Source organism: Halomonas sediminis (assembly GCF_044871105.1).
GTDB classification, from domain to species: domain Bacteria; phylum Pseudomonadota; class Gammaproteobacteria; order Pseudomonadales; family Halomonadaceae; genus Vreelandella; species Vreelandella zhuhanensis.
Genome location: NZ_CP085246.1, coordinates 529311 through 552800 on the forward strand (window position 1 = coordinate 529311; position 23490 = coordinate 552800).

At 60.2% G+C, this 23490-nt stretch carries 23 protein-coding genes; 7 read left to right on the forward strand and 16 right to left on the reverse strand.

Going from position 1 to position 23490, the window contains the following annotated elements; translation table 11 throughout:
* Positions 1-155: 155 nt before the first annotated feature.
* Positions 156-776, reverse strand: a complete 621-nt coding sequence (locus LG290_RS02615) for a class I SAM-dependent methyltransferase (RefSeq protein ID WP_499836127.1) — start codon at positions 774-776, stop codon at positions 156-158.
* Positions 777-877: 101 nt separating this feature from the next.
* Here LG290_RS02615 and LG290_RS02620 point away from each other — a divergent pair, with 101 nt between their 5' ends.
* The 3 genes from LG290_RS02620 (at position 878) to LG290_RS02630 (ending at position 3963) form a co-directional block, all read left to right on the forward strand.
* Positions 878-1384, forward strand: coding sequence for a CIA30 family protein (locus LG290_RS02620; RefSeq protein WP_499836128.1), 507 nt, complete (start codon positions 878-880; stop codon positions 1382-1384).
* A gap of 72 nt (positions 1385-1456) precedes the next feature.
* On the forward strand, positions 1457-3226 hold the full coding sequence (gene aceK / locus LG290_RS02625; RefSeq protein WP_499836129.1) for a bifunctional isocitrate dehydrogenase kinase/phosphatase: 1770 nt from the start codon (positions 1457-1459) through the stop codon (positions 3224-3226).
* Between the two features lie 23 nt (positions 3227-3249).
* On the forward strand, positions 3250-3963 hold the full coding sequence (locus LG290_RS02630) for an SIR2 family NAD-dependent protein deacylase (RefSeq protein WP_499836130.1): 714 nt from the start codon (positions 3250-3252) through the stop codon (positions 3961-3963).
* 4 nt (positions 3964-3967) lie between these two features.
* Here the strand turns inward: LG290_RS02630 and LG290_RS02635 are convergent, their stop codons facing one another.
* Both LG290_RS02635 and LG290_RS02640 read right to left on the reverse strand, forming a co-directional pair.
* Positions 3968-4177, reverse strand: coding sequence for a hypothetical protein (locus tag LG290_RS02635; RefSeq protein WP_499836131.1), 210 nt, complete (start codon positions 4175-4177; stop codon positions 3968-3970).
* Between the two features lie 82 nt (positions 4178-4259).
* Positions 4260-5570 carry a TonB-dependent receptor domain-containing protein gene (locus tag LG290_RS02640; RefSeq protein WP_499836132.1) on the reverse strand — a complete coding sequence of 437 codons (1311 nt, stop codon included), beginning with the start codon at positions 5568-5570 and terminating at the stop codon, positions 4260-4262.
* A 438-nt stretch (positions 5571-6008) separates the two neighbouring features.
* Here LG290_RS02640 and LG290_RS02645 point away from each other — a divergent pair, with 438 nt between their 5' ends.
* Positions 6009-6704: a c-type cytochrome gene (locus LG290_RS02645; RefSeq protein WP_499836133.1), complete on the forward strand. Its 696-nt coding sequence runs from the start codon at positions 6009-6011 to the stop codon at positions 6702-6704.
* Here LG290_RS02645 and bioA read toward each other — a convergent pair.
* The 6 genes from bioA to bioB are packed head-to-tail and all read right to left on the reverse strand — an operon-like array spanning position 6701 to position 12439.
* Complete coding sequence (bioA, locus tag LG290_RS02650; RefSeq protein ID WP_499836134.1) at positions 6701-7969, reverse strand: adenosylmethionine--8-amino-7-oxononanoate transaminase; 1269 nt, start codon at positions 7967-7969, stop codon at positions 6701-6703. The two genes, LG290_RS02645 and bioA, sit on opposite strands and share 4 nt — an antisense overlap.
* On the reverse strand, positions 7966-8703 hold the full coding sequence (gene bioD / locus LG290_RS02655) for a dethiobiotin synthase (RefSeq protein ID WP_499836135.1): 738 nt from the start codon (positions 8701-8703) through the stop codon (positions 7966-7968). The genes bioA and bioD overlap by 4 nt, the downstream gene beginning before the upstream one ends.
* On the reverse strand, positions 8700-9494 hold the full coding sequence (locus LG290_RS02660; protein WP_499836136.1) for a methyltransferase domain-containing protein: 795 nt from the start codon (positions 9492-9494) through the stop codon (positions 8700-8702). Before LG290_RS02660 ends, bioD begins: the two co-directional genes overlap by 4 nt.
* Positions 9491-10222 (reverse strand): alpha/beta fold hydrolase, encoded by a 732-nt coding sequence (locus LG290_RS02665; RefSeq protein ID WP_499836137.1) that lies wholly within the window; start codon positions 10220-10222, stop codon positions 9491-9493. The genes LG290_RS02660 and LG290_RS02665 overlap by 4 nt, the downstream gene beginning before the upstream one ends.
* Entirely contained in the window at positions 10219-11382 is a 1164-nt protein-coding gene (gene bioF / locus LG290_RS02670) for an 8-amino-7-oxononanoate synthase (protein WP_499836138.1), read from the reverse strand. The genes LG290_RS02665 and bioF overlap by 4 nt, the downstream gene beginning before the upstream one ends.
* Entirely contained in the window at positions 11366-12439 is a 1074-nt protein-coding gene (gene bioB, locus LG290_RS02675) for a biotin synthase BioB (protein ID WP_499836139.1), read from the reverse strand. The genes bioF and bioB overlap by 17 nt, the downstream gene beginning before the upstream one ends.
* Before the next feature lie 189 nt (positions 12440-12628).
* Between bioB and LG290_RS02680 the strand changes: the two genes are divergently transcribed.
* Positions 12629-13384, forward strand: a complete 756-nt coding sequence (locus LG290_RS02680; RefSeq protein WP_499836140.1) for a tRNA-uridine aminocarboxypropyltransferase — start codon at positions 12629-12631, stop codon at positions 13382-13384.
* 42 nt (positions 13385-13426) lie between these two features.
* Here the strand turns inward: LG290_RS02680 and LG290_RS02685 are convergent, their stop codons facing one another.
* The 7 genes from LG290_RS02685 to def form a co-directional block, all read right to left on the reverse strand.
* Positions 13427-14677 carry a TraB/GumN family protein gene (locus LG290_RS02685; RefSeq protein WP_499836141.1) on the reverse strand — a complete coding sequence of 417 codons (1251 nt, stop codon included), beginning with the start codon at positions 14675-14677 and terminating at the stop codon, positions 13427-13429.
* A 39-nt stretch (positions 14678-14716) separates the two neighbouring features.
* Positions 14717-16165: a TrkH family potassium uptake protein gene (locus LG290_RS02690; RefSeq protein ID WP_160417485.1), complete on the reverse strand. Its 1449-nt coding sequence runs from the start codon at positions 16163-16165 to the stop codon at positions 14717-14719.
* A gap of 43 nt (positions 16166-16208) precedes the next feature.
* Positions 16209-17582, reverse strand: a complete 1374-nt coding sequence (gene trkA, locus LG290_RS02695) for a Trk system potassium transporter TrkA (RefSeq protein ID WP_160417484.1) — start codon at positions 17580-17582, stop codon at positions 16209-16211.
* Positions 17583-17684: 102 nt separating this feature from the next.
* Positions 17685-17891 carry a dodecin gene (locus LG290_RS02700; RefSeq protein ID WP_160417483.1) on the reverse strand — a complete coding sequence of 69 codons (207 nt, stop codon included), beginning with the start codon at positions 17889-17891 and terminating at the stop codon, positions 17685-17687.
* Positions 17892-18000: 109 nt separating this feature from the next.
* Positions 18001-19359 carry a 16S rRNA (cytosine(967)-C(5))-methyltransferase RsmB gene (rsmB, locus tag LG290_RS02705; RefSeq protein WP_499836142.1) on the reverse strand — a complete coding sequence of 453 codons (1359 nt, stop codon included), beginning with the start codon at positions 19357-19359 and terminating at the stop codon, positions 18001-18003.
* Positions 19356-20339 (reverse strand): methionyl-tRNA formyltransferase, encoded by a 984-nt coding sequence (fmt, locus tag LG290_RS02710; protein ID WP_499836143.1) that lies wholly within the window; start codon positions 20337-20339, stop codon positions 19356-19358. Before fmt ends, rsmB begins: the two co-directional genes overlap by 4 nt.
* A 145-nt stretch (positions 20340-20484) precedes the next feature.
* Positions 20485-20997, reverse strand: a complete 513-nt coding sequence (def, locus tag LG290_RS02715) for a peptide deformylase (protein WP_499836144.1) — start codon at positions 20995-20997, stop codon at positions 20485-20487.
* Positions 20998-21227: 230 nt separating this feature from the next.
* Here def and LG290_RS02720 point away from each other — a divergent pair, with 230 nt between their 5' ends.
* A complete protein-coding gene (locus tag LG290_RS02720; protein WP_499837007.1) occupies positions 21228-22229 on the forward strand; it encodes a LysM peptidoglycan-binding domain-containing protein in 1002 nt (333 codons plus the stop codon).
* A gap of 65 nt (positions 22230-22294) precedes the next feature.
* A complete protein-coding gene (dprA, locus tag LG290_RS02725) occupies positions 22295-23449 on the forward strand; it encodes a DNA-processing protein DprA (RefSeq protein ID WP_499836146.1) in 1155 nt (384 codons plus the stop codon).
* The last annotated feature ends 41 nt before the right edge of the window (positions 23450-23490 follow it).

The following is a 23490-nucleotide window of genomic DNA, read 5'->3' on the forward strand; positions in this document are numbered from 1 at the left end:
CCCGACGAAAAAAACGAGGCGCCATTGTCGCGGCTTGAGCGTTCGGTGTCATCCCACCTGGGGTACTTATCGCATCGGCAACCCGACTTTGCTGGATACCGACCTCCTCCGGTAATGATTCATAACGTAGGCCGTTACTCTTCGGGACCCAACACCTAGGATGGCTTGTAAGCCAGCAAAGCGCGGAACAGTGTTCCCATCATGACCGGTTGATCTGCGTGAATAATAAACCCGGCGTCTTCCAGAAGTGGCTGGGCCTGGCGGGTAATGTCTGTGGCCAAGGCGGAGGTTAGGGCGTTGAGTGCTCGCCGACCCGCCCCCGCGGGGTGGTCATCCGCCTGAAACTTATCCATCACGCATAGCTGGCCGCCGGGTTTAAGGACGCGGTAGGCTTCCTGGAGCCCCTGTACCGGGTCCGGCATGACCGCAACAATCAGGTGCATGACCACTACATCGAAATATTCATCGGGGTAATCGAGAGACTGAGCATCCATCACGCGACATTCAACGTCACGCGCCATGGCATCGGCGCGTGCTTGTGTGCGTCTTACCATGGCCGGGGAAAGGTCAGTGGCATGCAGTTCGATATCCTTGGGCAGCCAGGGCAAATCCAGCCCTGTTCCGGCACCTACCAGCAGCACCTGCATGCCAGGTTGCCATGCCACTTGGGCAAGCGCTCGGCGGCGGGCCTGGCGAAACGCACGCTCGACAACGATGTCATACAGTGGTGCATAGCAGCTATAACGCAATCGGTTCCAGGCGGTCGTGTTGAACATATAAGCACTCTTGAGGAAAGTGACTAGAGAGTATCTTTAGCCATGAGTCTTTCGATTTCCTTGGATCAGTGCAACGCTATCTCAACGAATTAGGAGACGATATGCAACCAATCGAATTTCAAGACCCAGCGGAAGCCACGCATTGGCAGGCGGTGAATGACGATGTGATGGGCGGTGTTTCGCAAAGTGATTTCCAGGTGGAAAATGGCAAAGGGATATTTCATGGCGAACTCTCTTTGGAAAATGGTGGCGGCTTTGCCTCGGTGCGGCGAGCACCTCATCCACCGCTACAGCAGGCCTTGGCAGGGGCTGTCGGGGTGCGTCTCAGGGTGAGCGGCGATGGGCGCACCTACCAGCTACGCTTGAAAAGCCATGATCTGGATGACAGCAGTGTCTATCGCGCGCGTTTTACACCGAAAGCGGATGCCTGGGAAACCATCGACTTGCCTTGGCAGGCGTTCGAGGCCGTGTGCCGCGGCCGTCTGCTGAGCGATGCCCCCACGCTTGATCCCGCACGTATTCATCAGCTGGGCTTTTTGATTGCCGATCGTCGGGCGGGCACGTTTCGCCTCCAAGTAGCCTGTATCGAGGCACTGAATAGCCATTGAGCGCCACCATGGTCGTCTCGCTTTTGGCTTGCACATGAGGGAAGCTGAGCCGAAATTGCCGGAGTTTTCACTGTGAAATTGACCCCCGCCTATCGCCTGGCAATCACCATTCTGCATGGCTTTGATGAATACCGTGCTCGCTTCAAGGAAATCACCCACGATGCCAGCCGTCGTTTTCGTGAAGCGGCCTGGCGTGAAGCCCAACAGGCTTCCGCCGAGCGGATCAACCTATATGAAGAAAAGGTGCTGGATACCTTAGCGCGACTCAAGCGTAGCTTCGATGACGACGAGATGCTTTCTCACTGTGAGCATTGGCGCGAAGCGCGTAACCACTATGCCGACCTGATCAGCCAGCGGCTGGATTACGAGTTGGCGGAAACGTTCTTCAATTCGCTGTTCTGCTCGATCTTTCATCATCGCCACATCCGTAACGACTGGATGTTCGTTTACAGCTCACGCGAAAGTGCCGCCCATCACTCGGGTATCGAGTTGTGCCGCTCGCGTCCGGTCAATGGCAATTGGCAGGAAGCGTTGAAATGGGCCTTGCTCGAAGCGCCGCTGGATAATCCTTTCGACGATATCGAACGTGATACCCAGCTGGGCACCGACTTCCTGCAGGAACATTTGCCGGCAGTGATTCGCGATGCGCAAGATGCCGAGATCGAACTGCTCAATAGTGTGTTCTACCGCAACAAGGGCGCCTACCTGGTGGGTCGGATTCGCGGAGGGGGGGAGCAGGTGCCGCTAGTGCTGCCGGTGCTGCATGGTGAAGGTTTCGGCGAAAAGGAAGGCGCCAGTGCCGGGCTGCATCTGGATACGGTATTGATAGAGTCGGATGAAGTCTCGATCATCTTTTCCTTTACCCGGGCTTACTTCCAGGTGGAAGTGGTGGTGCCAGGCGAGTTCGTCGATTATCTCCAGCAATTGATGCCGAGCAAGCCGGAGGGGGAGCTTTATGCCTCCATCGGTTTCTTCAAACACGGCAAGACCGAATTTTTCCGGGGGTTGAATTATCAGGTGGCCAAGCGGGAGGATCAGTTCATCATCGCCCCTGGTGTGCGCGGCATGGTGATGGCGGTTTTTGTGCTTCCTTCTTACCGCACGGTATTCAAGATCATCAAGGACAAGTTCGATCCCACCAAAGACATGAGCCGGGAAAATGTGCGCGAGAAGTATCGCCTGGTCAAACGCCACGACCGGGTAGGGCGCATGGCCGACACCCAGGAGTTTTCCAACTTCATCGCCCGCAAGGATCACTTCTCACCCGAATGCCTGGAACATTTGCTGGAAGTCGCTCCTTCCACGGTTTACCTCAAGGGTGACAAGGTAATCATCAAGCACTGCTATACCGAGCGCATGATGATCCCGCTGAACATTTATTTGGAACAGTGCGACGAAGAAGAAACCACGATGGTCCTTAAGGATTACGGCAATGCCATCAAGCAGCTGGCAGCGGCCAATATATTCCCCGGTGACATGCTGTTGAAGAATTTCGGAGTGACGCGCCACGGACGGGTCATCTTCTATGATTACGACGAGATCTGTTACCTCACCGAATGCAACTTTCGCCACATTCCCGAAGCCATGTACCCGGAGCAGGAATTGGCTGACGAGCCTTGGTATTCCGTCGGCCCCAACGATATTTTCCCCGAGGAATTCGGTCCCTTCCTGTTTGCCAACATCCAGTTGCGCAAGTTGTTCTATCAACTTCATCCGGAATTGTTCGAAGCCGCCTACTGGAAAGGGCTCCAGCAGGCGATTCTCGATGGCCGAGTGATCGACGTTTACCCCTATCGCAACAAGCAACGCTTCAGTGGCGCGGGCGAGGAATTGGTATATTGATAGGTACCGACTGAGGAGGGCTAATGACCAGGACACCGCATCTTGTGGTCTTTACCGGCTCCGGCATCAGTGCCGAAAGCGGTATCAAGACCTTTCGCGCCAGCGATGGGCTATGGGACGAACACCCGGTTGAAGATGTCGCGACACCCAGTGCCTGGCGGCGCGATCCCGAGCGGGTATTGGACTTTTATAACGCCCGCCGCGAGCAAATTCGCCGCGCCAGGCCCAATGCCGCCCACAAGGCATTGGCGGGGTTGGAGAAGGCCGGTTTCCAGGTGAGCGTGATTACCCAGAATATCGATGACCTTCACGAACGGGCGGGATCACGTCAGGTACTGCATCTGCATGGCGAAATCCTCAAGGCGCGATCCAGCGTGGATATTCGCATGCAATACCGCCTGGCCAAAGGCGGCATCGCACTGGGCGATCTGTGCGACAAGGGCAGCCAGTTGCGCCCGGATGTGGTCTGGTTCGGTGAGTCGGTGCCGTTATTCGCCGATGCCTGCGATCTGGTCGGCGAAGCGGATTTCCTGCTGGTGGTCGGCACGTCGCTGGCGGTGATGCCCGCCGCCTCGCTGTTGAACCATGTCGCCTACGACACCCCTTGCGCGGTGGTCGACCCCAACGCCACTGAACTCAGCCCAGCCGGCGTGCTGGCGATCAACGACACCGCGGGGAAAGGGGTGCCTGCCCTGGTCAAGCACTGGAAACAGCAGGGTGTCCTCTCGTTGCCGTAAGTGGTCAAAAGGTGTAATTCACACCTAACCAGAAGCTGCGCCCCGGCTCGTTAAGCGGCAGGTTGAGCGTTTCCGGCGCGTCAGCCAGGAAAGGGTCGCTGGCGCTGCGGTTGCGATTCAAGAAGTCGCTATAGGTTTTATCGAGCAGGTTCTTCGCACCAGCGCTCAGCGTCAGCGTGTTCCAGTGCCAGGCAGCTTCGGCGTCCAATACCACGTAACCGGCGGTAGCGACTTCGCTTGGACCCAGGCGGTTTTGGCTGTCGGAGAAACGCGCGGTAAGGCCGGTTTCCCAGTCGTCACGTTGATAAAATTGCCCCAGCTGCTGCGCGCGAAATAGCGCTCGGTAGCGTCGGCGTCACGCTCTGCTCGACTAAGGCTGGTATAGAGTGTCTCTCGGTGGGGCTTAGTCGCACGTCGCCGCGTACAAAGCCGCCCACCAGCCAGGCATCATGATCCAGGTCGCCATCGATTCCGTAGGTATTACGGTAGAAATCCGCCGCTACATTCCCCGTCTCGCTGGATGCATAGGCAGCCTCGGCGTTGGCTTCGGAATAGTCCAGACGTAAACCGCCGCTCAGGATAATGCGCTCGGTCAGGTAGTGGTCCAGCTCGGCGAACACGCCGGACTGGCGGGTGGTGACATCTGGCCAAGAGAGGAACGCCACCTTGCCGGATGTGTCGTTGATGATCCGGGCATTACGCTCATTCTGGAGTACATTGACCCCCAGGCGCGGGTCGCTATCGGCTAGCTGCTGCACGAACATGCTCTTCAAGGTGAAAGTGTCGGATTCGGTGGGCGAGCGCATCTTCATGAGCATCCCCATCGTTACGGGGGGCTTGCGCAGCGAGTAATTGTCCATCACATGATCGATGGTGGTGTATTGCAGTCGGTTTTCCACGCGCCGCGTATCCAAGAAGGCGTGGTCGAGGCGCAGCCGCACGGTGTCGTTGTCACTTTCCGGGGAGTCCATGCCGGCTCCGGCGAACTTGACGTCGCGCTCGCGCACCGCTTCGTAACCCAGCGCCAGCTCGGTGTTCTCGCCGGGTGTCAGGCCAAGGGTCAGCCCGCCGCTGGTGGTCTCGAAGCCACTGTGAATGCGCCGATCGTCGCCGTCTTCGTAGTCGTTGGCCTCCTGGCGCTCGCCGAACACCCGTAGATAGCCTTGCCGATTGCCGGTTTCCAGGCTGCCGTAGAGGCCGACGCGTTCGCCGTTGTCATCGTAGCTGGCACCCACGCTGCCCTGCTTGTCAATCGCCTTGCCCTCAAAGTCCGGTGCGCTACGCTCAAACAGCACCGTTCCACCACTGCCGCCTGGGCCGTGCTGTAGTGTAGTGACGCCCTTGCTGACGATGACTCGGTCAAAGCTGTGTAGTGGGGCGTAGGCGGTGGGCGGGTCCATGCGGTTGGGACAGCCACCGAATACGTAGCCGCCGTCGATCAGGATGTTGAGTGCATTACCTTGCTGGCCGCGAATGACCGGATCGAGACCATGTCCGCCCATGCGTACTGCTTCAACACCGTTAAAACGCCGCAGCCAGTCCGCGGCATCCGCTGCCGGTGCTGGAGAATGCTGAGGCGAAGTGTTGATATCTCCTGGCAGCATCATTTCAGCCTCGACAATCATCGTATCTGACTGAGCATGAGAGGAAGGAGCCGCAGGTCGCTAGTGGCATGCCAAGGAGGCGCGATCGATGCATGGCAATATCCTTGTAACGATTAGTTATTAGATAAGTGCCGGAATCATACGGGTAGCCTTGCTGGTTAACGCGGGACAAAGTGCCGCACTTCGACCAAAGTCACCCACCGCTAGATCAATTTTCTCACATGTTCCTCGTGGGAAATTGATCTAGTGATTCACCCATCAATCGCTATGCTGGATTGAAAGATCTCACACAAACGATCAAGCATCACTTGAGTGTGTAAGGAAAGCGCCGGTTAGCTCACTAACACAGTGCTGCTATAAAGCGGCCTCTGTAAAACAAGGCAACGTGGCGAGGCGCTAATCGCTTTTCTTCAGAACAATAGCTATCCAGGGGTGAATACCATGTCGCTACATAATGAAAAACGCCGGGATTTATTGGCTAAGCTGCGCCGCCAAATGAGCTACACCGCGCCGGTGCTGGCCCTGGTGGCGAGCGGGATTGCGCTAGACGTGACAGCGAATGGCGGTACGCTGTATGTCAATGACGACAGCACACAGTCCAGCACCCTACTGCTGGCAAGCAACCACGCTGAGGCAGAGGCGCAACCTGAAGCACAAGCCGAGGGAGAGGCTGAAGGCGAAGCAGAAGGTGAGGCCGAGGGAGAAGCAGAAGGTGAGGCCGATGGCGGTGCCCAGTCCAGTGCGCGCACCCAAGCAGTCTCTCGCCCGGAAAACTACGTCCCCGGCTACGATGAGAACGGTGACAATCCCACTGAACTGGTCGAGCGGGGCGAGGCGCTATTCAACGATGCTTCGCTGAGTACCAATGGCCTTGCCTGCGCGAGCTGCCATGGCGCCGATGGGCAGTCGGGCTATCAAGCCTCGTTCAACCAACCCTATCCCCATGAAGTGAATATGGGCGTGAATCAATTCGGTATGGATACCGTCCACGCCGATGAAATGGTGCAGCTGTGCATGGTCGCGCCGATGGCGGCCGAACCGCTGGGTTGGGAATCCAATACGTTAGCGGCACTCGCTGCCTATGTGGTAGATGCCAGGCAGCGTTTCGTCGGCGAAGCGGACATCCCTGCTGATTAACGCTGAAACCACGCCTTCATCGTCGAGGTAATCCAGCGGATCTGTTCTTCGGTGGTGATGTAGGCGGGCATGGTGTAAAGCCAGCGGCCGATGGGGCGCAGCCATACGCCGTGCCGGCGGGCGAACTCTCCCACCCCTTCCAGGTTATCGGCGCAACGCGTCTCGATCACGGCGGCGGCACCCAACACCCTCACATCCACCACCTCCGGGTGTCGGCGAAGCTCCGCATCATCACACAGCTCGCGGCGCAATAGCTCGCTTAGCCGGGTGATCTTGTCCAGGTAGTTTTCCTGCTCGAAGACCGCCAGGCTTTCCAGCGCCACGCGACAGGCCAGGGGGTTGCCCATGAAGGTAGGGCCGTGCATGAAGGCGTGCTCAGGGGAATCACCGATGAAAGCGTCGTGAACGCGATCCGTGGCCAGGGTGGCCGCATGCCCCAGGTAGCCGCCGGTCAGACCCTTGGAAAGCACCATGATGTCCGGCATCACCTCGGCGTGGTCGGCGGCGAACATCTTGCCGGTGCGTCCGAACCCAGTGGCGACTTCATCGAAGATCAGCAACACATCGAATTCGTCACACAGCTGCCTGGCGCCTTTCACATAGTGTGGCGAGGTCATGTTCAGGCCACCGGCCGCCTGTAGCAGCGGCTCCATCAACAGGGCCGCTATCTCATGATGATGCCGTTCGAGCACGGCACGCAGCGCTTGCAGGTCGTGGTGTACATCCGCCTTGTCGGCATCGAAGGCGGCAGTGGGCGCCGGGGCGAAATGATGCTGGGGTAGGTAGCCGGAAAATAGCCCGTGCATGCCTTCTTCCGGGTCGCATACCGCCATGCAGCCTGCGGTGTCACCGTGATAGGCCTTCATCAGCGCGAGCATGCGGTGCTTGTGTGGCTTGTCCTGAAGGCGGTGATACTGCACGGCCATTTTCATGGCCACTTCCATGCCCACCGAGCCGCTGTCGGAATAGAACACATGGTTCAGCCCGGCCGGGGTGATGCGTACCAGTTCCCGGGCCAGACGGTCGGCGGGCTCATGGCTGAGCCCGCCGAGCATCACATGGCAGAGTTCTCCGGCCTGGTCGCGAATGGCCTGGATCAGACGTGGATGGCCGTAGCCGTGAATCATGCACCACCAGGAACAGGTGGCATCCAACAGCTGTTCGCCGGTTTCCAGGGTGAAGCAGGCGCCTTGGCCACCGCTGACCTTGGGCGCCGGTGTCTGGGTTTTCAGATGGGCATAAGGATGCCAGATAGGCGACTTCATGGCGACTCCATGGAAGGGGAAGTGGCCTGCCGAGGAAGGTTGAGATAGGCGGCGGCCTTGGCGATGCGCAGCACCTCGGTTGACTCGGCAAGAGGCGGAATTACGCCCAGGCAGGCTGTCGTTGCAGACGCACCCAGCGTCCGCGAAAGCGTCGCCATGTTGGCGTCGAACAGAGCGCTATCCGCGGCAAACGCCGGATCGATGACCGTACCCACCCAACCGACCAGCGTCAGGCCGTCGGCGCGGATGGCCTCGGCGGTCAAGCGCGCATGATTGAGACACCCCAGTTTCAGTCCCACGACCAGAATCACCGGAAGCTCAAGCGCCCGAGGCAGGTCGCTCAGGTCTTCCCGATCATTGAGTGGCACCCGCCAGCCGCCCGCGCCCTCTATAAGGGTGACATCAGGCTGGCTTGCCAGCGTCGGCTCAATCGCCTGGAGTATCCCGGCCACGCTCAGTTCGGCTCCCGCCTGCTGTGCTGCCAGATGCGGGGCAATGGCTGGGGCGAAGGCGAAGGGGTTGATCTGAGCGTACTCAAGTGGCGGGTAGCTCTGGGCTTGAAGGCTCAGCGCATCGCTGTTGCGAAGCCCTTCGGGGGTTGAATGGCTGCCGGAAGCGACAGGTTTCAGCCCCAGGGTACTCAGCCCCTGGGCACGGGCGCGGGCCAAAAGGGCTGCGGCGACCAGGGTCTTGCCGGCATCGGTATCGGTGCCGGTGATAAAATATCGGCTCATGAACGCGGCTTCTCCAGTCTCAGGGTCAAGCGTTGGTAACTGACCGGCAGGCCCTGGGACTCGCGCTGCTCTTCATAGCGTTGGGTGGCTTGGTTCAACGCTTGGCGGGTCAGCCGCTTGCCGGGTCGCGCGACCTGTGCCCCGACCCCTTTGATCGAGGCCATCACTGCGGCCATGTTCGGGTAGAAAAATCGTTCGGCCTGCGTCTGGTGGTGCCCCAGGGCAAGTCCCGCCTCTCGGGCGGCATTCAGGTAGTCCTGCCGGGAATGAAATTGCAGCAAGGCTTGCGGGCGTTGCCAGGCGTCGGCGACTTCCTGGAGAGTGCCGGGCAGCAGGGTATTGATCAGCGCGAGGCCGCCGGGGCGCAATACCCGCTGTATTTCCTGCATTACCGGGAGGAGTGACTTACACCACTGAATGGCCAGGTTGGAAAACACCAGATCGATGGCGTTATCGACCAAGGGCAGCTCGGCGGCATCCCCCTCTTGCCACTGCGCCTGGTTGCCGTAGCGTTGCCGGGCAACTCGTAGCATGCCAGGGGAGATATCCATGCCGGTGACCTGGCTGTGTGCGCCGTAATGCTGTGCTAGCCGTGCGCTCCAGAGGCCGGGGCCACAACCCAGGTCCAGCACCTGCGATGCCGAGACAGGTAGCTGCCCCCAGAGTCTTTCACCCATTGCAAGTTGCGCCATGGCTCGGGTCTCGTAATGCGGCGCGGCGCGGGAAAAGGCGTGAGCCACTTGCTGGTGCCAAGTACAGGCGGAAAACGGCAAGGGGGTCGCGGCACTCATGAATGCGCTTCCAGGGCGGATGAATTAAGCATTGAAGCCTTGGCCAGGCGAGCCAAGGTGAAGGCGAGCCGAGCGGGCTGGGAGACCATGGGGCAATGTCCGACCCCTTCAAGCAACATGCCGTGCTGGCGCTGTTCGGGGCTCACCAGGCGATCACGTCCGCCATAGACACGCTGCACCGGGCATGGTGGCTGTTCGAGTATTCGGGTGGCATCCAGCATGGCCAAGTGGCCGAGACCGGCACGCAGCGTGGCGATATCGGCGCTGGGGCGACTGCCCAGTAATTCCCGCAACCGGCGGTGGGCGTCGCCTGGCTTGGGCTCGCCTTGAGTTTGCCAGCGTAGAAAATGCCGCCAGGTAGCCTCGGGGTCGCGCGCGAAAGCCTCCTGGAAGGCACTCAGCTCAGCGTTGCTTACCCCGCCCGGCTGGCAGAATTTCGGCCCTGTTCCCAAGAGTATCAACGCCTTGGGTGCAGGGAGATGGTTCAATAAACAAGCCGCCAGCAAGCCCCCCAGCGACCAACCGACCCAGATGCTCTCGGCGGATAAGGTATCGCGCATGGCTTCGGCCAGCGCCGCTAGGTCGTGCGCTTGAGGGGCGGCCTCGTGCTCCGCGTAGCCCGGCCACTCCACGGCATTTACCTGGCAGTCGCCGGGCCAATGAGGCGCCAATGGCTGCCACACCCGGGCGTTCACACCCCAGCCGGAAAGCAACGTCAGATGGATCATGAACCGCTTTCGCAAGCTTGGCACTCGATCAGCGCACTGACCAAGCGGTCGATCTCGTGGCGCTGATGGGTGGCTTTCAAGGTGATACGCAGGCGAGCCTGCCCCTTGGGCACGGTGGGCTCGCGGATGGCACCTACCGCTATATGATGCGAGTTCAACCGCTCGGCCCAGCGCATGACCCGCTCACTATCGTGCAACATCAGCGGTTGGATGGGTGTAAATGACGCCGCGAGAGGCAAGTCGGCTTGCGCGGCGGCTTGGCGAAAATAGGCAATGGTGGCGTGCAGGCGAGTACGGCGTTCGGGCTCCTGCTCAAGTATCGTCAAGGCTTCCAGGGTAGCGGCGGCAATGGCCGGCGGTTGCGCGGTGGTATACACGTAACCCCGGGCGTACTGAATCAGGTGTTCGATCAGTGCCTGGCTGCCGGCGACGAAAGCTCCCGCCGTGCCTAGCGCCTTGCCCAGCGTGCCCACCAGAATGGGCACCTGGTCGCAATCGTAGGCCCGGCCCACGCAACCATCGCCGTCGCTACCCAATACGCCGAGGCCATGGGCATCATCGATCATCAGCCAGGCCCGATGCGAAGCGGCGGTGGCGGCAAGCCCGGCAATGTCGGCGCTATCGCCATCCATGCTGAATACACCGTCGCTTACCACCAGCTTGCGTTCTTCTTGGCTGCGAGCGAGCAGCCGGTGCAGATCAGTCAGATCGCGATGATGAAAGCGCCGTGAACGAGCCCCAGCCATGCGTGCGCCATCGAGCAGCGAGGCGTGATTCAGGCGATCTTGAAACACCGCGGTATGCGAATCGCAGAGTGCCTGGAGCACGCCCAGGTTGGCCATGTAGCCGGTGGAAAACAGCAGTGCCCGTGGGCGTCCCACCAGGGCGGCGAGACGCTGTTCGAGCTCCTCGTGCACGGCGAGATGCCCGCTGACCAGGTGCGACGCCCCTGCTCCGGCACCCCAGCGCCTAGCGCCTTCGGCCTGGGTGGCGATCACCCGGGGATCAAGGGCCAGGCCGAGATAATCATTACCGGCAAAATCCAGGTAGCCCTTGCCCATCACCCGGCGTTGACGCCATAGGCCCTGTTCACGCCGGCTGAGTGCCTGCTGATCGAGCCAATGCCGCCAAGGGGAGTCGACGTCAGGCGCCACTGACATCCACCGCCAAGGCCGCCGCGCGTTGCTGGGTTTCCTGCTGGGCGATGGTCTGAGCGAGTTGTGCCTGGTGAAGGTCGTCACTCCGGCAGGTATCGCGACGCTCCGGGTGCAGGCCAAGTTTGGCGAACAATGCCTTGTCGCGATCGACCTGAGGGTTGCCGGTGGTGAGCAGCTTATCGCCGTAGAAAATCGAATTGGCACCGGCCATGAACGCCAGGGCCTGGGTGGATTCGCTCATTTGCTCGCGTCCGGCGGAAAGGCGTACGTGGCTTTGCGGCATGAGAATACGCGCCACGGCAATGGCGCGGATGAATTCGATGGGGTCGAGGTCCTCGACGTCTTCCAGTGGTGTACCGGGTACCTTGACCAGCATGTTGATGGGCACCGATTCCGGATGCGGTTCCAGTTTGGCCAGCTGTTGCAGCAAGGCGCTACGGTCACGGGGAGCTTCACCCATGCCCAGAATGCCGCCGGAGCAGACCTTCATGCCCGCTTCGCGCACATTGGTCAGGGTATCCAGGCGGTCGGCGAAAGTACGAGTGGTGATAATTTCGGCGTAATATTCCGGAGAGGTGTCCAGGTTATGGTTGTAGTAATCCAACCCTGCCTCGGAGAGACGTTTTGCCTGGGCGGTATCCACCATTCCCAGCGTCATGCAGGTTTCAAGCCCCAGCGCCTTGACCCGGCTGACCATCTCCAACACCACGTTCAGGTCTTTTTCCCGCGGGCTTTTCCAGGCCGCTCCCATGCAGAAACGGCTGGCACCGGCATCGATCGCCGCCTGGGCCTGCTCCACGACTTTCTCGATTTCCAGCAGTTTTTCCTTGTCCAGCTTGGTGTTGTAATGGCCGGACTGGGGGCAGTATTTGCAGTCTTCCGGGCAAGCACCGGTCTTGATCGAGAGCAGCGTCGAGATCTGGACCGCATTAGGATCGAAATGCGCACGATGCACCTGCTGAGCGTGAAACAGCAAGTCGTTGAACGGCAGGGCGAAGAGCACATCGATCTCGTCCAGCGTCCAGTCGTGGCGGGGTTGGGTGGCTGCAATGACCGGCATCTGGTAAACCTTTTATTTCTTGGTAGTTGACGGCACCTTAAAACCTGACGGCTTTTCGAGTCAACCTGATTTTTATTTTTGGTTTACGCGATGTGGCCGATTTCTTTCAAACCTGGTCGTCATGGTCTGTTCGTCACGCTCGGGCGTCTGCTTTATACTCGGCGGCCTTTCCTTATGGCTGGAGCCAGGATGCCGGATTCAGAAACCTCGTCAGCAATGTCAAGCGAACGCGACCCCGCCACCGGGCATCCGAAACCGCCAAGCCGAGAGTTCAGGGCGCGGGGCAGCTTTGTCAAGCGTTGCACCGGGTGCAACTTGCCGGTCTTGAACTGCCTGTGTCCTTATCGGGTGGAGGCGCAAAGCGTTGCCCAGGTATGGCTGCTGACCCATTCATTGGAACATAACAAACCCACCAATACCGGGCGCTTGATTAGCGATGTGCTGCCCGAGACCCAGGTATTCACCTGGTATCGCACCACACCGGATGAAGGGCTTCTGGCATTGCTGGCCGATGAGCGTTATGCACCTTTTGTGATTTTCCCGGATGATCAACCAGATTATGCCGATCGGGTGGTTAATATCGAGGCGGCACTAGAGGCCAAGGTCCAGACTAGAATTCCGGTATTCATCATTCTGGACGGCACTTGGCGCCAGGCCCGGCGGATCTTTCGCAAAAGCCCTTATCTGGAAAACCTGCCGGTATTACCGCTTTGTACCCAACGGGAAACCCGCTATCGGCTACGCAAGCCGGCTTCCAGTGCGCACCTGTGTACGGCGGAAGTGGCCATAGAACTCTTGCGACAAAGTGGCGATGTGAACGCAGCGGAAGTGCTGGATGATTATTTTGAAGTGTTCAATGCAAGCTACGCGGCCAGCCGGGGACATCACAAGCTCCATGAGCTTTCCCCGGCGATGCGGCGCCTGCTTGAGCGCCGAGAAGCCTAGTTTTCAAAGCCCAGGCTTTTCAGGCAAGCGCCCAAGGGAGCGCTACCCGAACAGGGCGCCGGCAATGCGGAAGCCTGCGATCCAGGTACCGGCGGCAGACCCCAGCGTTGCCAGCAGGAACACCAGCAGAGTGCGCGAGACCCGGTTGGTCCACCACCCCTTGAGGGCGGTGACATCATGGCGCAGAGACGAGAAATCGCGCACCTTGGGCTTGCGCATGTAGAGCTCGACCCCGGCCGCAACGAAGCCGGCACCCACGGTGGGGTTGAGTGAGGTCAGCGGCGCAGCAAAGAAAGTTGCAATGACCGTGAACGGATGCGCCAGAGCCACTAACGTCGCCGCTGCCGAGAGCACACCGTTGATCAGGAACCATTCGATGACCAGCTGCCAGCCCAGGTCGGTGTCGCGGGAAAAGCCGATGAGAAAGCCGGTGAGCACCAGGGCGGTGATCAGCCAGGGCAGGGCTTTCCAAAGTTTTGACGGCGGCGGCGTTGCCTCGAGGGACTCACGCTCAACGGTAGGACTTTCCGGCAGCGGCGCTTCCAGGTGCTCGCCGGTACCTTTTAAATGTCCGGCACCGAGTACCACCAGAACATTACGATAACGCCCGGGCGGTGCTTCCTCGGCCAGGCGCAGCGCCATGTAACGGTCACGCTCGCTGATCAAGGGAATGTAGAGCGCTTCGGACTGTTCGGCAAACTCGTTGAAGGTGGCTTCGAGCATATCGCCTTCCTTAAGCTTCTCGATGTCGGCACTGGAGATTTCCTGGCGCGAAAGCACGCTGCCCAGCAGGCCGGAAAACAGCGAAAATCGCTGCCACCAAGGCACGTTGCTGTAAATGCGCTTGAGCGTAATGCCCACGTCCCGGTCGATCAGCAGCAGCGGCAGTTCATGGCGGCGAGCCTCTTCCACCGCCGCCCGCATTTCCGCACCGGGTTGAATGCCGGACTGCTCGGCGATGCGCTGCTGAAAGGCGCCCAGCGCCAGGCTGGCCGCGACCATGCCTGCCTTGCCTGCGCGAAAGATCTGAAACAGGTCCTGCTCACCCAGGGCGTCGGGGTTTTCCAGGCTGTGATGCCGGGCATCACACAGCTCGATGGCCACGGCATCGAAGGCGCCGCCTTGAATCAAACCGCGAACGTCATCGGCGCTCTGGGCCGAGACGTGGGCGGTACCCAACAGGGTGTAGCGAGTGTTGCCTACCGTGACCACCTGAAGGGGGCCGCTGATAGTCGGCGTCTGGGTGGTGGCGTCCTGGGCATCGAAAGCCGGCGTTTGGGATTCGTCAGTCATTAACAAGCTCTCAATTCAATACGGGGAATACCGGCCCGTTCAGCGCCGCCAGAAGGCGGGAGTAAACAGCACCAATACGGTAAAAATTTCCAGGCGACCCAGCAGCATGGCAACGACCAGAATCCATTTGGCCAGTGCCGGCAGATTGCCGTAATGGCTGGTGGCATCGCCCAGGGCGGGGCCGAGGTTGTTGAGGGCCGACCCCACGGTCGACCAGGCGGTCACCTGATCCACGCCGGTCGCCATCACCCCAACCAGCATCAAGAAAAACAGTAATACATACACCGAGAAAAAGCCCCAAACGGCCTGAGCGATGCCGTCGGGCACGCTGACCTTGCCTATTTTTACCGCAATCACGGCGTTTGGGTGAATCAGTCGCATCACTTCGCGCATGCCCTGCTTGACGATCAACAGAATGCGGATGACTTTCATGCCGCCACCGGTGGAGCCGGAACAGCCCCCCACGAATGCCGCCATGAACAGCAGAAAGGGCAAGGCGCCCGGCCAGGCGGCGAAGTCGGCTACCCCGAAGCCTGCGGTGGTCGCCACAGAGACTACCTGAAACAGGCCGTGGCGTAGGCCGCGCACGGTGTCATAGGTGTTAGTCAACCATAGCGAAACGACTGTAATAACAGTCAAACTGAGCAGAAACAGCATCAGGAAACGCGCTTCGGGGTCCTGGAAATAATGTGTCAGACGTTTTTCGCGCCAGGCGATGAAGTGCAGGCTGAAACTGAAGGCGGAAATCAGCATGAACCCCACGCAGATTAGCTCGATAAGGGCGCTATCGAAGTAACCGATACTCGCATCGTAAGTAGAGAAGCCCCCAATCGCCACGGTGGAAAAACTGTGGCCCAAAGCATCGAACCAGCTCATGCCGGCGGCCATGTAGGCCAGCATGCAAGTGATGGTCAAGGTGGCATAGATATACCATAGCGCCTTGGCGGTTTCGGTGATGCGCGGGGTGAGCTTGGAGTCTTTCAGCGGGCCGGGGATTTCGGTGCGGTACAAGGCCATGCCACCGACACCGAGGGTGGGCAGAATTGCCACCGCCAGCACCACGATCCCCATTCCGCCCAGCCACTGTAGCTGCTGGCGATAATAGAGAATCGATTCGGGCAAGAAATCGATACCGGTAATCACCGTGGCGCCGGTGGTGGTCAGGCCGGAAAAGGATTCGAAGACCGCATCGGTGATCGTCAGCGAGCCCTCGCCGAACAGCATCAGCGGCAAGGAGCCGAACAGGGCCAGCACCGTCCAGAACATGGCAGCGATCAAGAAGCCGTCGCGGATGCGCAGTTCCTTGTGCTCGTTGCGATTGGGCAGAAACAGCAGCAGCCCGGTCGTCACGGTGATCACCACACCGATAGCGAAGGCATCCCAGACGCCGTCACGAAACCATAATGAAATCAGTATCGGGGGCAACAAGGTCAGGCTGAACAGCATCAGCAGCAGCCCAAGAATGCGCAGAATTACCCGCAGACTCATGGCCTAGGCCTTCTAGCCAGCTGTCTTGAATCAATATCACTCATCAGAAGAAGCTCAATCCGACCTGAAAAAGCCGTTCCACGTCGCGAATTCGGCGTTTATCGATGACGAACAGGATGACGTGGTCGCCGGATTCCACGACCACGTCATCATGGGCGATCAGCACTTCCTTGCCACGCACGATGGCGCCGATAGTGGTGCCTTCCGGCAGATCGATCTCGCCGATGGCCCGGCCGACCACTTTTGATGACTGCTTGTCGCCGTGAGCAATGGCTTCGATGGCTTCCGCCGCGCCCCGTCGCAGGGAGTGGACGTTGACGATATCGCCGCGACGCACATGGGTAAGCAGACTGCCGATGGTGGCCTGTTGCGGCGAGATGGCGATATCGATTTCGCCGCCCTGAACCAGGTCCACGTAGGCGGCGTTATTGATCAGGGTAAGGACTTTTTTGGCCCCCAGACGTTTGGCTAAAAGCGACGACATGATGTTGACTTCGTCGTCGTTGGTCAGGGCACAGAAGATATCGCAGTCTTCGATATTCTCTTCTTCGAGCAGGCGCTTGCTGGTGGCGCTGCCGTGGAGCACCACGGTGCGGTCAAGGCGCTCGGAAAGCTGCGTGCAGCGCTCCAGGCTGTGTTCGATGATCTTGACCTGGTGGCTGTGTTCGAGGTGTTCGGCCAGGCGTTCGCCGATATTGCCACCGCCGGCAATCACCACGCGGCGAAAGTCACGCTCGACGCGGCGCAGTTCGCTCATTACCGCGCGAATATCGCGCCGGGCGGCGAGAAAGAACACTTCGTCATCGGACTCGATCACCGTGCTGCCGCGCGGAATGATCGGGCGGTTACGCCGATAGATGGCGGCCACCCGGGTGTCCACGTTGGGCATGTGACGGCGCAGAAAGGCTAGGTCCTGACCTACCAGCGGCCCGCCGTAAAATGCCTTGACCGCGACCAGCTGGACCAGCCCTCCGGCGAACTCCAGCACCTGAAGAGCACCCGGGTGCTCGATCAGGCGGCGTACATGGTCGGTGACCACTTGCTCCGGGCTGATCAGGACGTCGATTGGCACCGCTTCATGCGCGAATAACCCCTTGCGAGTGAGGTAGGCGGTGGCGCGTACCCGGGCGATCTTGGTGGGGGTGCGAAACAGGGTGTGGGCTACCTGGCAGGCGATCATGTTGACTTCGTCGGAGTTGGTGACGGCTATCAGCATGTCGGCATCGGCGCAGCCGGCCTGGCGCAATACCATGGGGTAGGAACCGGCCCCGGTGACGGTACGAATATCCAGCTTGGTATGCAGCTCACGCAGCCGGGCACCGTCGGTATCCACCACGGTAATGTCGTTTTCCTCGCGGGCCAGGTGCTCCGCCAAGGTGCCGCCGACCTGGCCGGCGCCGAGAATGATGATTTTCATCGTGTCACCCTATCCGTCGCTAAGCACCGACGCGAATTGTGCGGCGCAATAAATCGGCGGCTAGTGTAAACCAGCCGCCGATAAAAAGCAGGTGGGCGACGCTTACTCCAGCGTGAAACCGACCTTGAGGGTGACTTGCCAGTGGGCCACCTGGCCGTCTTCGATATGGCCTCGGGTGTCGGTCACTTCAAACCAGCGCATGTGCTTGAGTGATTGCGAGGCCTTGGCCAAGGCACTTTTTACCGCCTCATCCGAGCTGACTTCAGAGGTGCCGGTAAGCTCTACATGCTTGTAGGTATGATGACTCATGAGCTCTCCCTATTTTGCTAGTGAAATAAGCGCTAGTGAGATAAGCACTTGAACCTACCCTCGAAATGACGCTGTCATAAAGCTCATTTCTGGGCGTTCAAGTCGTCTATCACGCAGGGCGCTTCTCTAGTCTGGCATAGAAGAAGCCATCGTGGCTGCCCTCTACGGGAAACAATTGGCGCCCGCTGCCGCTTGCCTGGCCCCAGGCGACATCCTCGGGTGTGGTGGTCGCAGCATCAGGGGTGCGCTCAAGAAAAGCGCTGATCTGATCGCAGTTCTCCTGCGGCAATACCGAACAAGTGGCGTACAGCAGTGTGCCACCTGGGCGGAGCATCGGCCAGAGGGTATCCAGAAGCTCCGCCTGTAGCTTGGCCAGAGAACGGATGTCTTCCTTGCGCCGCAAGCGTTTGATATCCGGATGGCGACGAATCACCCCGGTCCCTGAGCAGGGCGCGTCCAGCAGGATGGCGTCAAACGGCGTGGCGTCCCACCAATCGTTCTGGGTGGCATCGGCATGGATCAGCTGCGCCTTGAGGCCTAACCTCTCCAGGGTGTCTTCCACTCGAGCCAGGCGGGTGTTGTCGCTGTCGATAGCGGTCAAGGCGCTGTCGAATTGCTCCAACAGGTGCGCCGTCTTGCCACCGGGGGCGCAGCAGGCATCCAGCACGCGTGCGCCGGGGCGCGGCGCCAGGGCCGGGCCGAGCAGGTTGGCGCTAAGCTGAGCCGCTTCATCCTGAACGCTGACATGCCCCTGGGCAAAGCCGGGCAGAGCGCTGACGTCGCAGGGCGTGTGCAAGGTGATGCCGTCCGGTGCATGAGGACATAGCGTGCCGGAGAAACCGTTTTCGGTGAGCATCTCGATATAGGCTTCGCGATCCAGGTGACGGCGATTGACGCGCAAGGTCATCGGTCCCGGCTGGTTATTGGCCTGGGCTATTTCGCGCCATTGTTGCGGCCAAGCATGACGCAATGCATCGAGCAGCCAGGCGGGATGTTCCAGCGCCACGTTTGGGTCCTGGTCGACCTCTTCCTGCAGGGCTTCCGCCTCGCGTTGCAGCCGGCGTAAACAGCCATTGAGCACCCGAGTGGCCCAGCTCTTGCCTAAAAGGCGGGCGGCACCGGCAGTTTCTCCCACGGCGGCGTGAGCGGGAATGCGCAGATACAACAGCTGATAGATGCCCAGCAATAGCAGCGCCTGGACATCACTATCCCGGCGCTTGAGCGGTTGCTTGAGAAGCAGGGAGGCAAGCGCTTCGAGTCGTGGCAGGCTGCGGCAGGTACCGAAACACAGGGCCTTGAGCAGGCTACGGTCGCGAGCGACCACGCTGAATTCATCCAGGGCCGCAAGCGAGCCTTGATCGGTGATCACCGGCACCAGGGCGCGAGCGGCGGCGGCGCGGACTTCCTGGCCGCTGCCCGCCGCAGGAGCGTTATGACGTGAGCTATTATGCGAGCTGTTACGGCTCATGGGGTAACTCCTTGGTCGCTAGCGCCCAGGCGTGAGCCTGGTACCAGCCGTGGATGCCGGGCATTGAGTAAGTCGCGAACAGCCATGGCTTTGCCACCGGACAGTTGGGCGCGGCTGATTTCGAGGGTTTCCTCGCCCTGCGCTCCGCAGGCAACCCGCAGGCAATCGTCGCCGGGTGTCAGCAGCGTTCCTGGTGGAGTGGCTTCCTGGGCAGGCTCCCCCGCTTGCGCCATCAACAGGCGCAAGCGTTCTTCACCCAAGGCGCACCAGGCCACCGGCCAGGGGTTGAAGGCGCGCACCTTGGCGGCCAGGGTGGCGGCGCCTTGGCTGAAGTCCAACTCGGCTTCGGCCTTGGAAAGCTTGGCCGCGTAGGTCACGCCATCCTCAGACTGGGGGCTGGGGGTTATCTTGCCTTCAGCGACGCCTTCCAGGGCATCTATCAGCGCGGTGGCTCCCAAGGTGGCCAGGGATTCGTGGAGCTCGCCACCGGTGGTGGTCGCGGTGATCGGGGTGCGTGCCTCCAGTAGCACCGCGCCGGTATCCAGGCCTTCATCCATCTGCATGATGGCGACACCCGATTGCGGGTCGCCGGCTTCAATGGCCCGCTGAATGGGCGCGGCCCCACGCCAGCGAGGCAGAAGCGACGCATGCACATTGAGGCACCCCAGCCGGGGAATTTCCAGCACCGCCTTGGGTAGCAACAGCCCATAGGCCACCACGACCATGATGTCGGGTTGCAGATCGGCGAGTTGTGACTGGGCTTCGGCGGCCTTGAGCGAGGCGGGCTGATACACCGGTAGTTTATGCTCAAGGGCCAATTGCTTGACCGGGCTGGGCGTCAGCTTACGCCCACGCCCGGCGGGTCGATCGGGCTGAGTGTACACCGCGATGACCTGATGGCGGCTTTCCAGCAAAGCAGCAAGACTGGCGGCGGCGAAATCCGGGGTGCCGGCAAAGACAATGCGCAACGGTCGAGACATGAAAACAAGCACCTGAGGAGTGTGAGCGTGATTATAACGCCTAACTTAACGACAAAGGCCGAGAAAACAAGCTTGAAAGCAGTTTTCTCGGCCCGACAAGAGTCGCGCTTGTTGGATTGGACAGCCTGACGGGTAAACGAAGGGGTCAGGCGTCCTGCAGTTGCTTGTGACGTTTCTGCATTTTTTTCATGATCCGGTCGCGCTTGAGTGGCGATAGATAGTCGACGAACAGCACGCCTTCGAGATGGTCATGCTCATGTTGAATGCAGTGGGCCAGCAGTCCGTCGGCTTCCAGTTCAAACGGCTCGCCGTGACGATCCAGCGCAGTGACATGCACTTTCAATGCGCGGGAAACGTCAGCGTAGTATTCGGGAATCGACAGGCAGCCTTCCTGCAGCGGCTCACGTTCTTCACCCAAAGGGGTGTAAACCGGGTTGATGAAGACCAAAGGGCTGGTGTGGTTGTCGCTGACATCCATCACGATCACGCGTCGATGGGTGTTCACCTGGGTGGCGGCAAGGCCGATACCGTTGGCGTCGTACATCGTTTCCAGCATATCGTCGACCAGCCGGCGTACGTCGTCGTCCACGCTTTCCACGGCAACCGCCTTGGTGCGCAGGCGCTCATCGGGGAATTCAAGAATGGGTAATTTGGCCATGGCGTTGGAATCACCGTTATGCTGATGTCTGTAAGGCATATTCTAGGCAGCGGGGACGTTCAGGGGAACCACCCGATACCTATCATCATGATAGCGTGAGACTATACCATGCCGAGAATGTTCCTTGGAGGCAGGTGCGAGTGAATACATACAGCAAATATTCCATCACAAGGTGCCGGGCGCAGCGCCGGTTGTGCCGGCTGACGGCCTGTCTGATTGCCGTCATCGGCGTGGTGGGAGGAGCCGGTTCGGCGGCGGCGCAAGCTCTCGATTGGGATAACCTGCATCACTCCGCCCCTGAGCGCTATACCGTGGTATCTGGCGATACGTTATGGGACATCGCCGGGCGTTTTCTGGAAAGTCCCTGGCAGTGGCCTGAGTTATGGCAGGATAACTCGCAGATTGGCAATCCTCATCGTATCTATCCCGGTGATCGCCTGACCTTGCATGACTGCGAGGGTAGCCCTTGCGTGAAGCTCGAACGAGGCCGCAATGTCGTCAAGCTGTCACCTCAAATGCGCACGACTCCCGCACGCGAAGCCATCGAACCGATCCCGTTGAATATCACACGCGCCTTCCTGAATGACCATCGGGTGGTGAATGATCCGGAAAGCCTCGATGAACTGGCGTATGTGGTAGCGGGCGAAGATCGGCGCTTGATCAGCGGTGCCGGGGATCGCCTCTATGCCCGAGGCCGTGTCAGCGGTAGCGGGCGCTTCGGTATCTATCGCATGGGGGAGGCCTTTCTGTCCCCGGAAGGTGACTTTCTGGGTCAGGAGCTCGAAGGCATCGGTGAGGCGCGGCATGTACGCACTGAAGGCGATATCGTCCAGCTGGAAGTGCTCAAGGCCCGCCGCGAAGTTCGCAACAACGATATTGTCCTGCCGCTGGAAAGCCGTGCGCTGATAAGCGAATTTCAGCCGCGCCCGCCCCTCAATGACATCGAAGGGCGTATTATCGCCGCCCCGGGCGGGGTGCGCTTCATCGGGCGGCTACAGATAGTCACCTTGAATCGCGGCACTCTGCACGGCTTGCAGCCGGGGCATGTGTTGCGGGTGGAGCAGCAAGGCGAACGGGTGAATGACCCTCGTACACAGGAAGTGCTGCAATTGCCCGGCGAAGAGGCCGGGGTAGTACTGGTATTTCGGCCTTACGATCAAGTGAGTTATGCCTTGGTGATGCGTGCCTCGCACCCGCTCGAAGTGGGCGACCGTGTGCACCGGCCGGATTGATATTGGCATTAGAAGTGAACCCGGCATTGAAGTGGGCTTGGACAAAAACAAATCAAGGAGGACGTATGGATGCCAGGGAATGGTTGGTGGTGGCCTCGCTACCCGGGATGGGGCCATTGCGCATTGCCGAGCTTGCCGCCCGCGAACCCAAATGGCCACAAGGTTGGCTTGCCGGGATGCCCCACAAAGCCGCCCAGGCTCTTCGGCTATGGCTTGAACATCCCGCGCGCAGCCCGCTGAGAGACATCCTCGAACACACCCAAGCCTGGCTGGATGGCGCACCCGGGCGCCATTTGCTGCATCCGGATCACCCGGATTGGCCGACATTGCTCAGGCAGCTGCCCGACCCGCCGGCGGTGCTATGGGCGCAAGGTGATCTCCAGGCACTAGGCCCGCCCACCCTTGCCATGGTGGGTACGCGTCGGCCTACCCAGGAAGGGGCGGGCAACGCTCGGGCTTTCGCCGGGGAGCTTTCCCGACGTGGCTGGTGCATCGTCAGCGGCATGGCATTGGGTATAGATGGCATCGCACAACAGGCGGCACTGGATGCTGGTGGCGCCAGCGTGGCGGTACTGGGGTGTGGTACGGATGTGGTCTATCCGCCGCGCCACCGTGAACTGCATCAACGCCTGGCTGAAACCCCCGGTGGACTGTTGCTTTCCGAGCACCCGCCGGGCACCCAGGCCCGCCCGGCATTTTTTCCTCGCCGTAACCGGATCGTCACCGGCCTGTCTCTGGGCGTGCTGGTGGTGGAAGCGGCGGAGAAAAGCGGTTCGCTGGTCAGCGCGCGCCTGGCGCTGGAGCAGGACCGTGAGTTGTTTGCGCTGCCGGGCTCGATTCATAACGTTCAAGCGCGTGGTTGTCTCAAGCTTATCCGTGAAGGCAATGCCCATCTGGTGCGCGATGCCCAGGATATTCTGGGCGAGCTTGGGCACTGGGCCTCCAGCTTTCTTCCGCATGATGCTCTGACGGCCGCTGGCGAGGCGGGCTCATTATTGACGGCTGAGTCCGTACCGGCCGAAAATTCCGCCGCTGGCGGGGAAGGGCCGCTGCCCGACGATCTGCTGCGGTGGTTGGGAGCCTCGCCGACACCCATCGATGCGCTGGTACAGGCATCCGAAGTGTCGGTCAGCGACTGCCAGCAACGCCTGTTGATGCTTGAACTGGATGGCTGGGTCACGCAGCAAGCCGGTGGCTGGGTGCGTCTGCTGCGTGCGTGATACCATGCCAAAGCGCTTGATTCCAACCCTCAGGAGAAGTG

Coding starts and splice junctions, on each gene's coding strand:
- LG290_RS02615 (WP_499836127.1), bottom strand. CDS start 776: ATGTTCAACACGACCGCCTGGAACCGATTGCGTTATAGCTGCTATGCA.
- LG290_RS02620 (WP_499836128.1), top strand. CDS start 878: ATGCAACCAATCGAATTTCAAGACCCAGCGGAAGCCACGCATTGGCAG.
- LG290_RS02630 (WP_499836130.1), top strand. CDS start 3,250: ATGACCAGGACACCGCATCTTGTGGTCTTTACCGGCTCCGGCATCAGT.
- LG290_RS02640 (WP_499836132.1), bottom strand. CDS start 5,570: ATGATGCTGCCAGGAGATATCAACACTTCGCCTCAGCATTCTCCAGCA.
- LG290_RS02645 (WP_499836133.1), top strand. CDS start 6,009: ATGTCGCTACATAATGAAAAACGCCGGGATTTATTGGCTAAGCTGCGC.
- bioA (WP_499836134.1), bottom strand. CDS start 7,969: ATGAAGTCGCCTATCTGGCATCCTTATGCCCATCTGAAAACCCAGACA.
- bioD (WP_499836135.1), bottom strand. CDS start 8,703: ATGAGCCGATATTTTATCACCGGCACCGATACCGATGCCGGCAAGACC.
- LG290_RS02660 (WP_499836136.1), bottom strand. CDS start 9,494: ATGAGTGCCGCGACCCCCTTGCCGTTTTCCGCCTGTACTTGGCACCAG.
- LG290_RS02665 (WP_499836137.1), bottom strand. CDS start 10,222: ATGATCCATCTGACGTTGCTTTCCGGCTGGGGTGTGAACGCCCGGGTG.
- bioF (WP_499836138.1), bottom strand. CDS start 11,382: ATGTCAGTGGCGCCTGACGTCGACTCCCCTTGGCGGCATTGGCTCGAT.
- bioB (WP_499836139.1), bottom strand. CDS start 12,439: ATGCCGGTCATTGCAGCCACCCAACCCCGCCACGACTGGACGCTGGAC.
- LG290_RS02680 (WP_499836140.1), top strand. CDS start 12,629: ATGCCGGATTCAGAAACCTCGTCAGCAATGTCAAGCGAACGCGACCCC.
- LG290_RS02685 (WP_499836141.1), bottom strand. CDS start 14,677: ATGACTGACGAATCCCAAACGCCGGCTTTCGATGCCCAGGACGCCACC.
- LG290_RS02690 (WP_160417485.1), bottom strand. CDS start 16,165: ATGAGTCTGCGGGTAATTCTGCGCATTCTTGGGCTGCTGCTGATGCTG.
- trkA (WP_160417484.1), bottom strand. CDS start 17,582: ATGAAAATCATCATTCTCGGCGCCGGCCAGGTCGGCGGCACCTTGGCG.
- LG290_RS02700 (WP_160417483.1), bottom strand. CDS start 17,891: ATGAGTCATCATACCTACAAGCATGTAGAGCTTACCGGCACCTCTGAA.
- rsmB (WP_499836142.1), bottom strand. CDS start 19,359: ATGAGCCGTAACAGCTCGCATAATAGCTCACGTCATAACGCTCCTGCG.
- fmt (WP_499836143.1), bottom strand. CDS start 20,339: ATGTCTCGACCGTTGCGCATTGTCTTTGCCGGCACCCCGGATTTCGCC.
- def (WP_499836144.1), bottom strand. CDS start 20,997: ATGGCCAAATTACCCATTCTTGAATTCCCCGATGAGCGCCTGCGCACC.
- dprA (WP_499836146.1), top strand. CDS start 22,295: ATGGATGCCAGGGAATGGTTGGTGGTGGCCTCGCTACCCGGGATGGGG.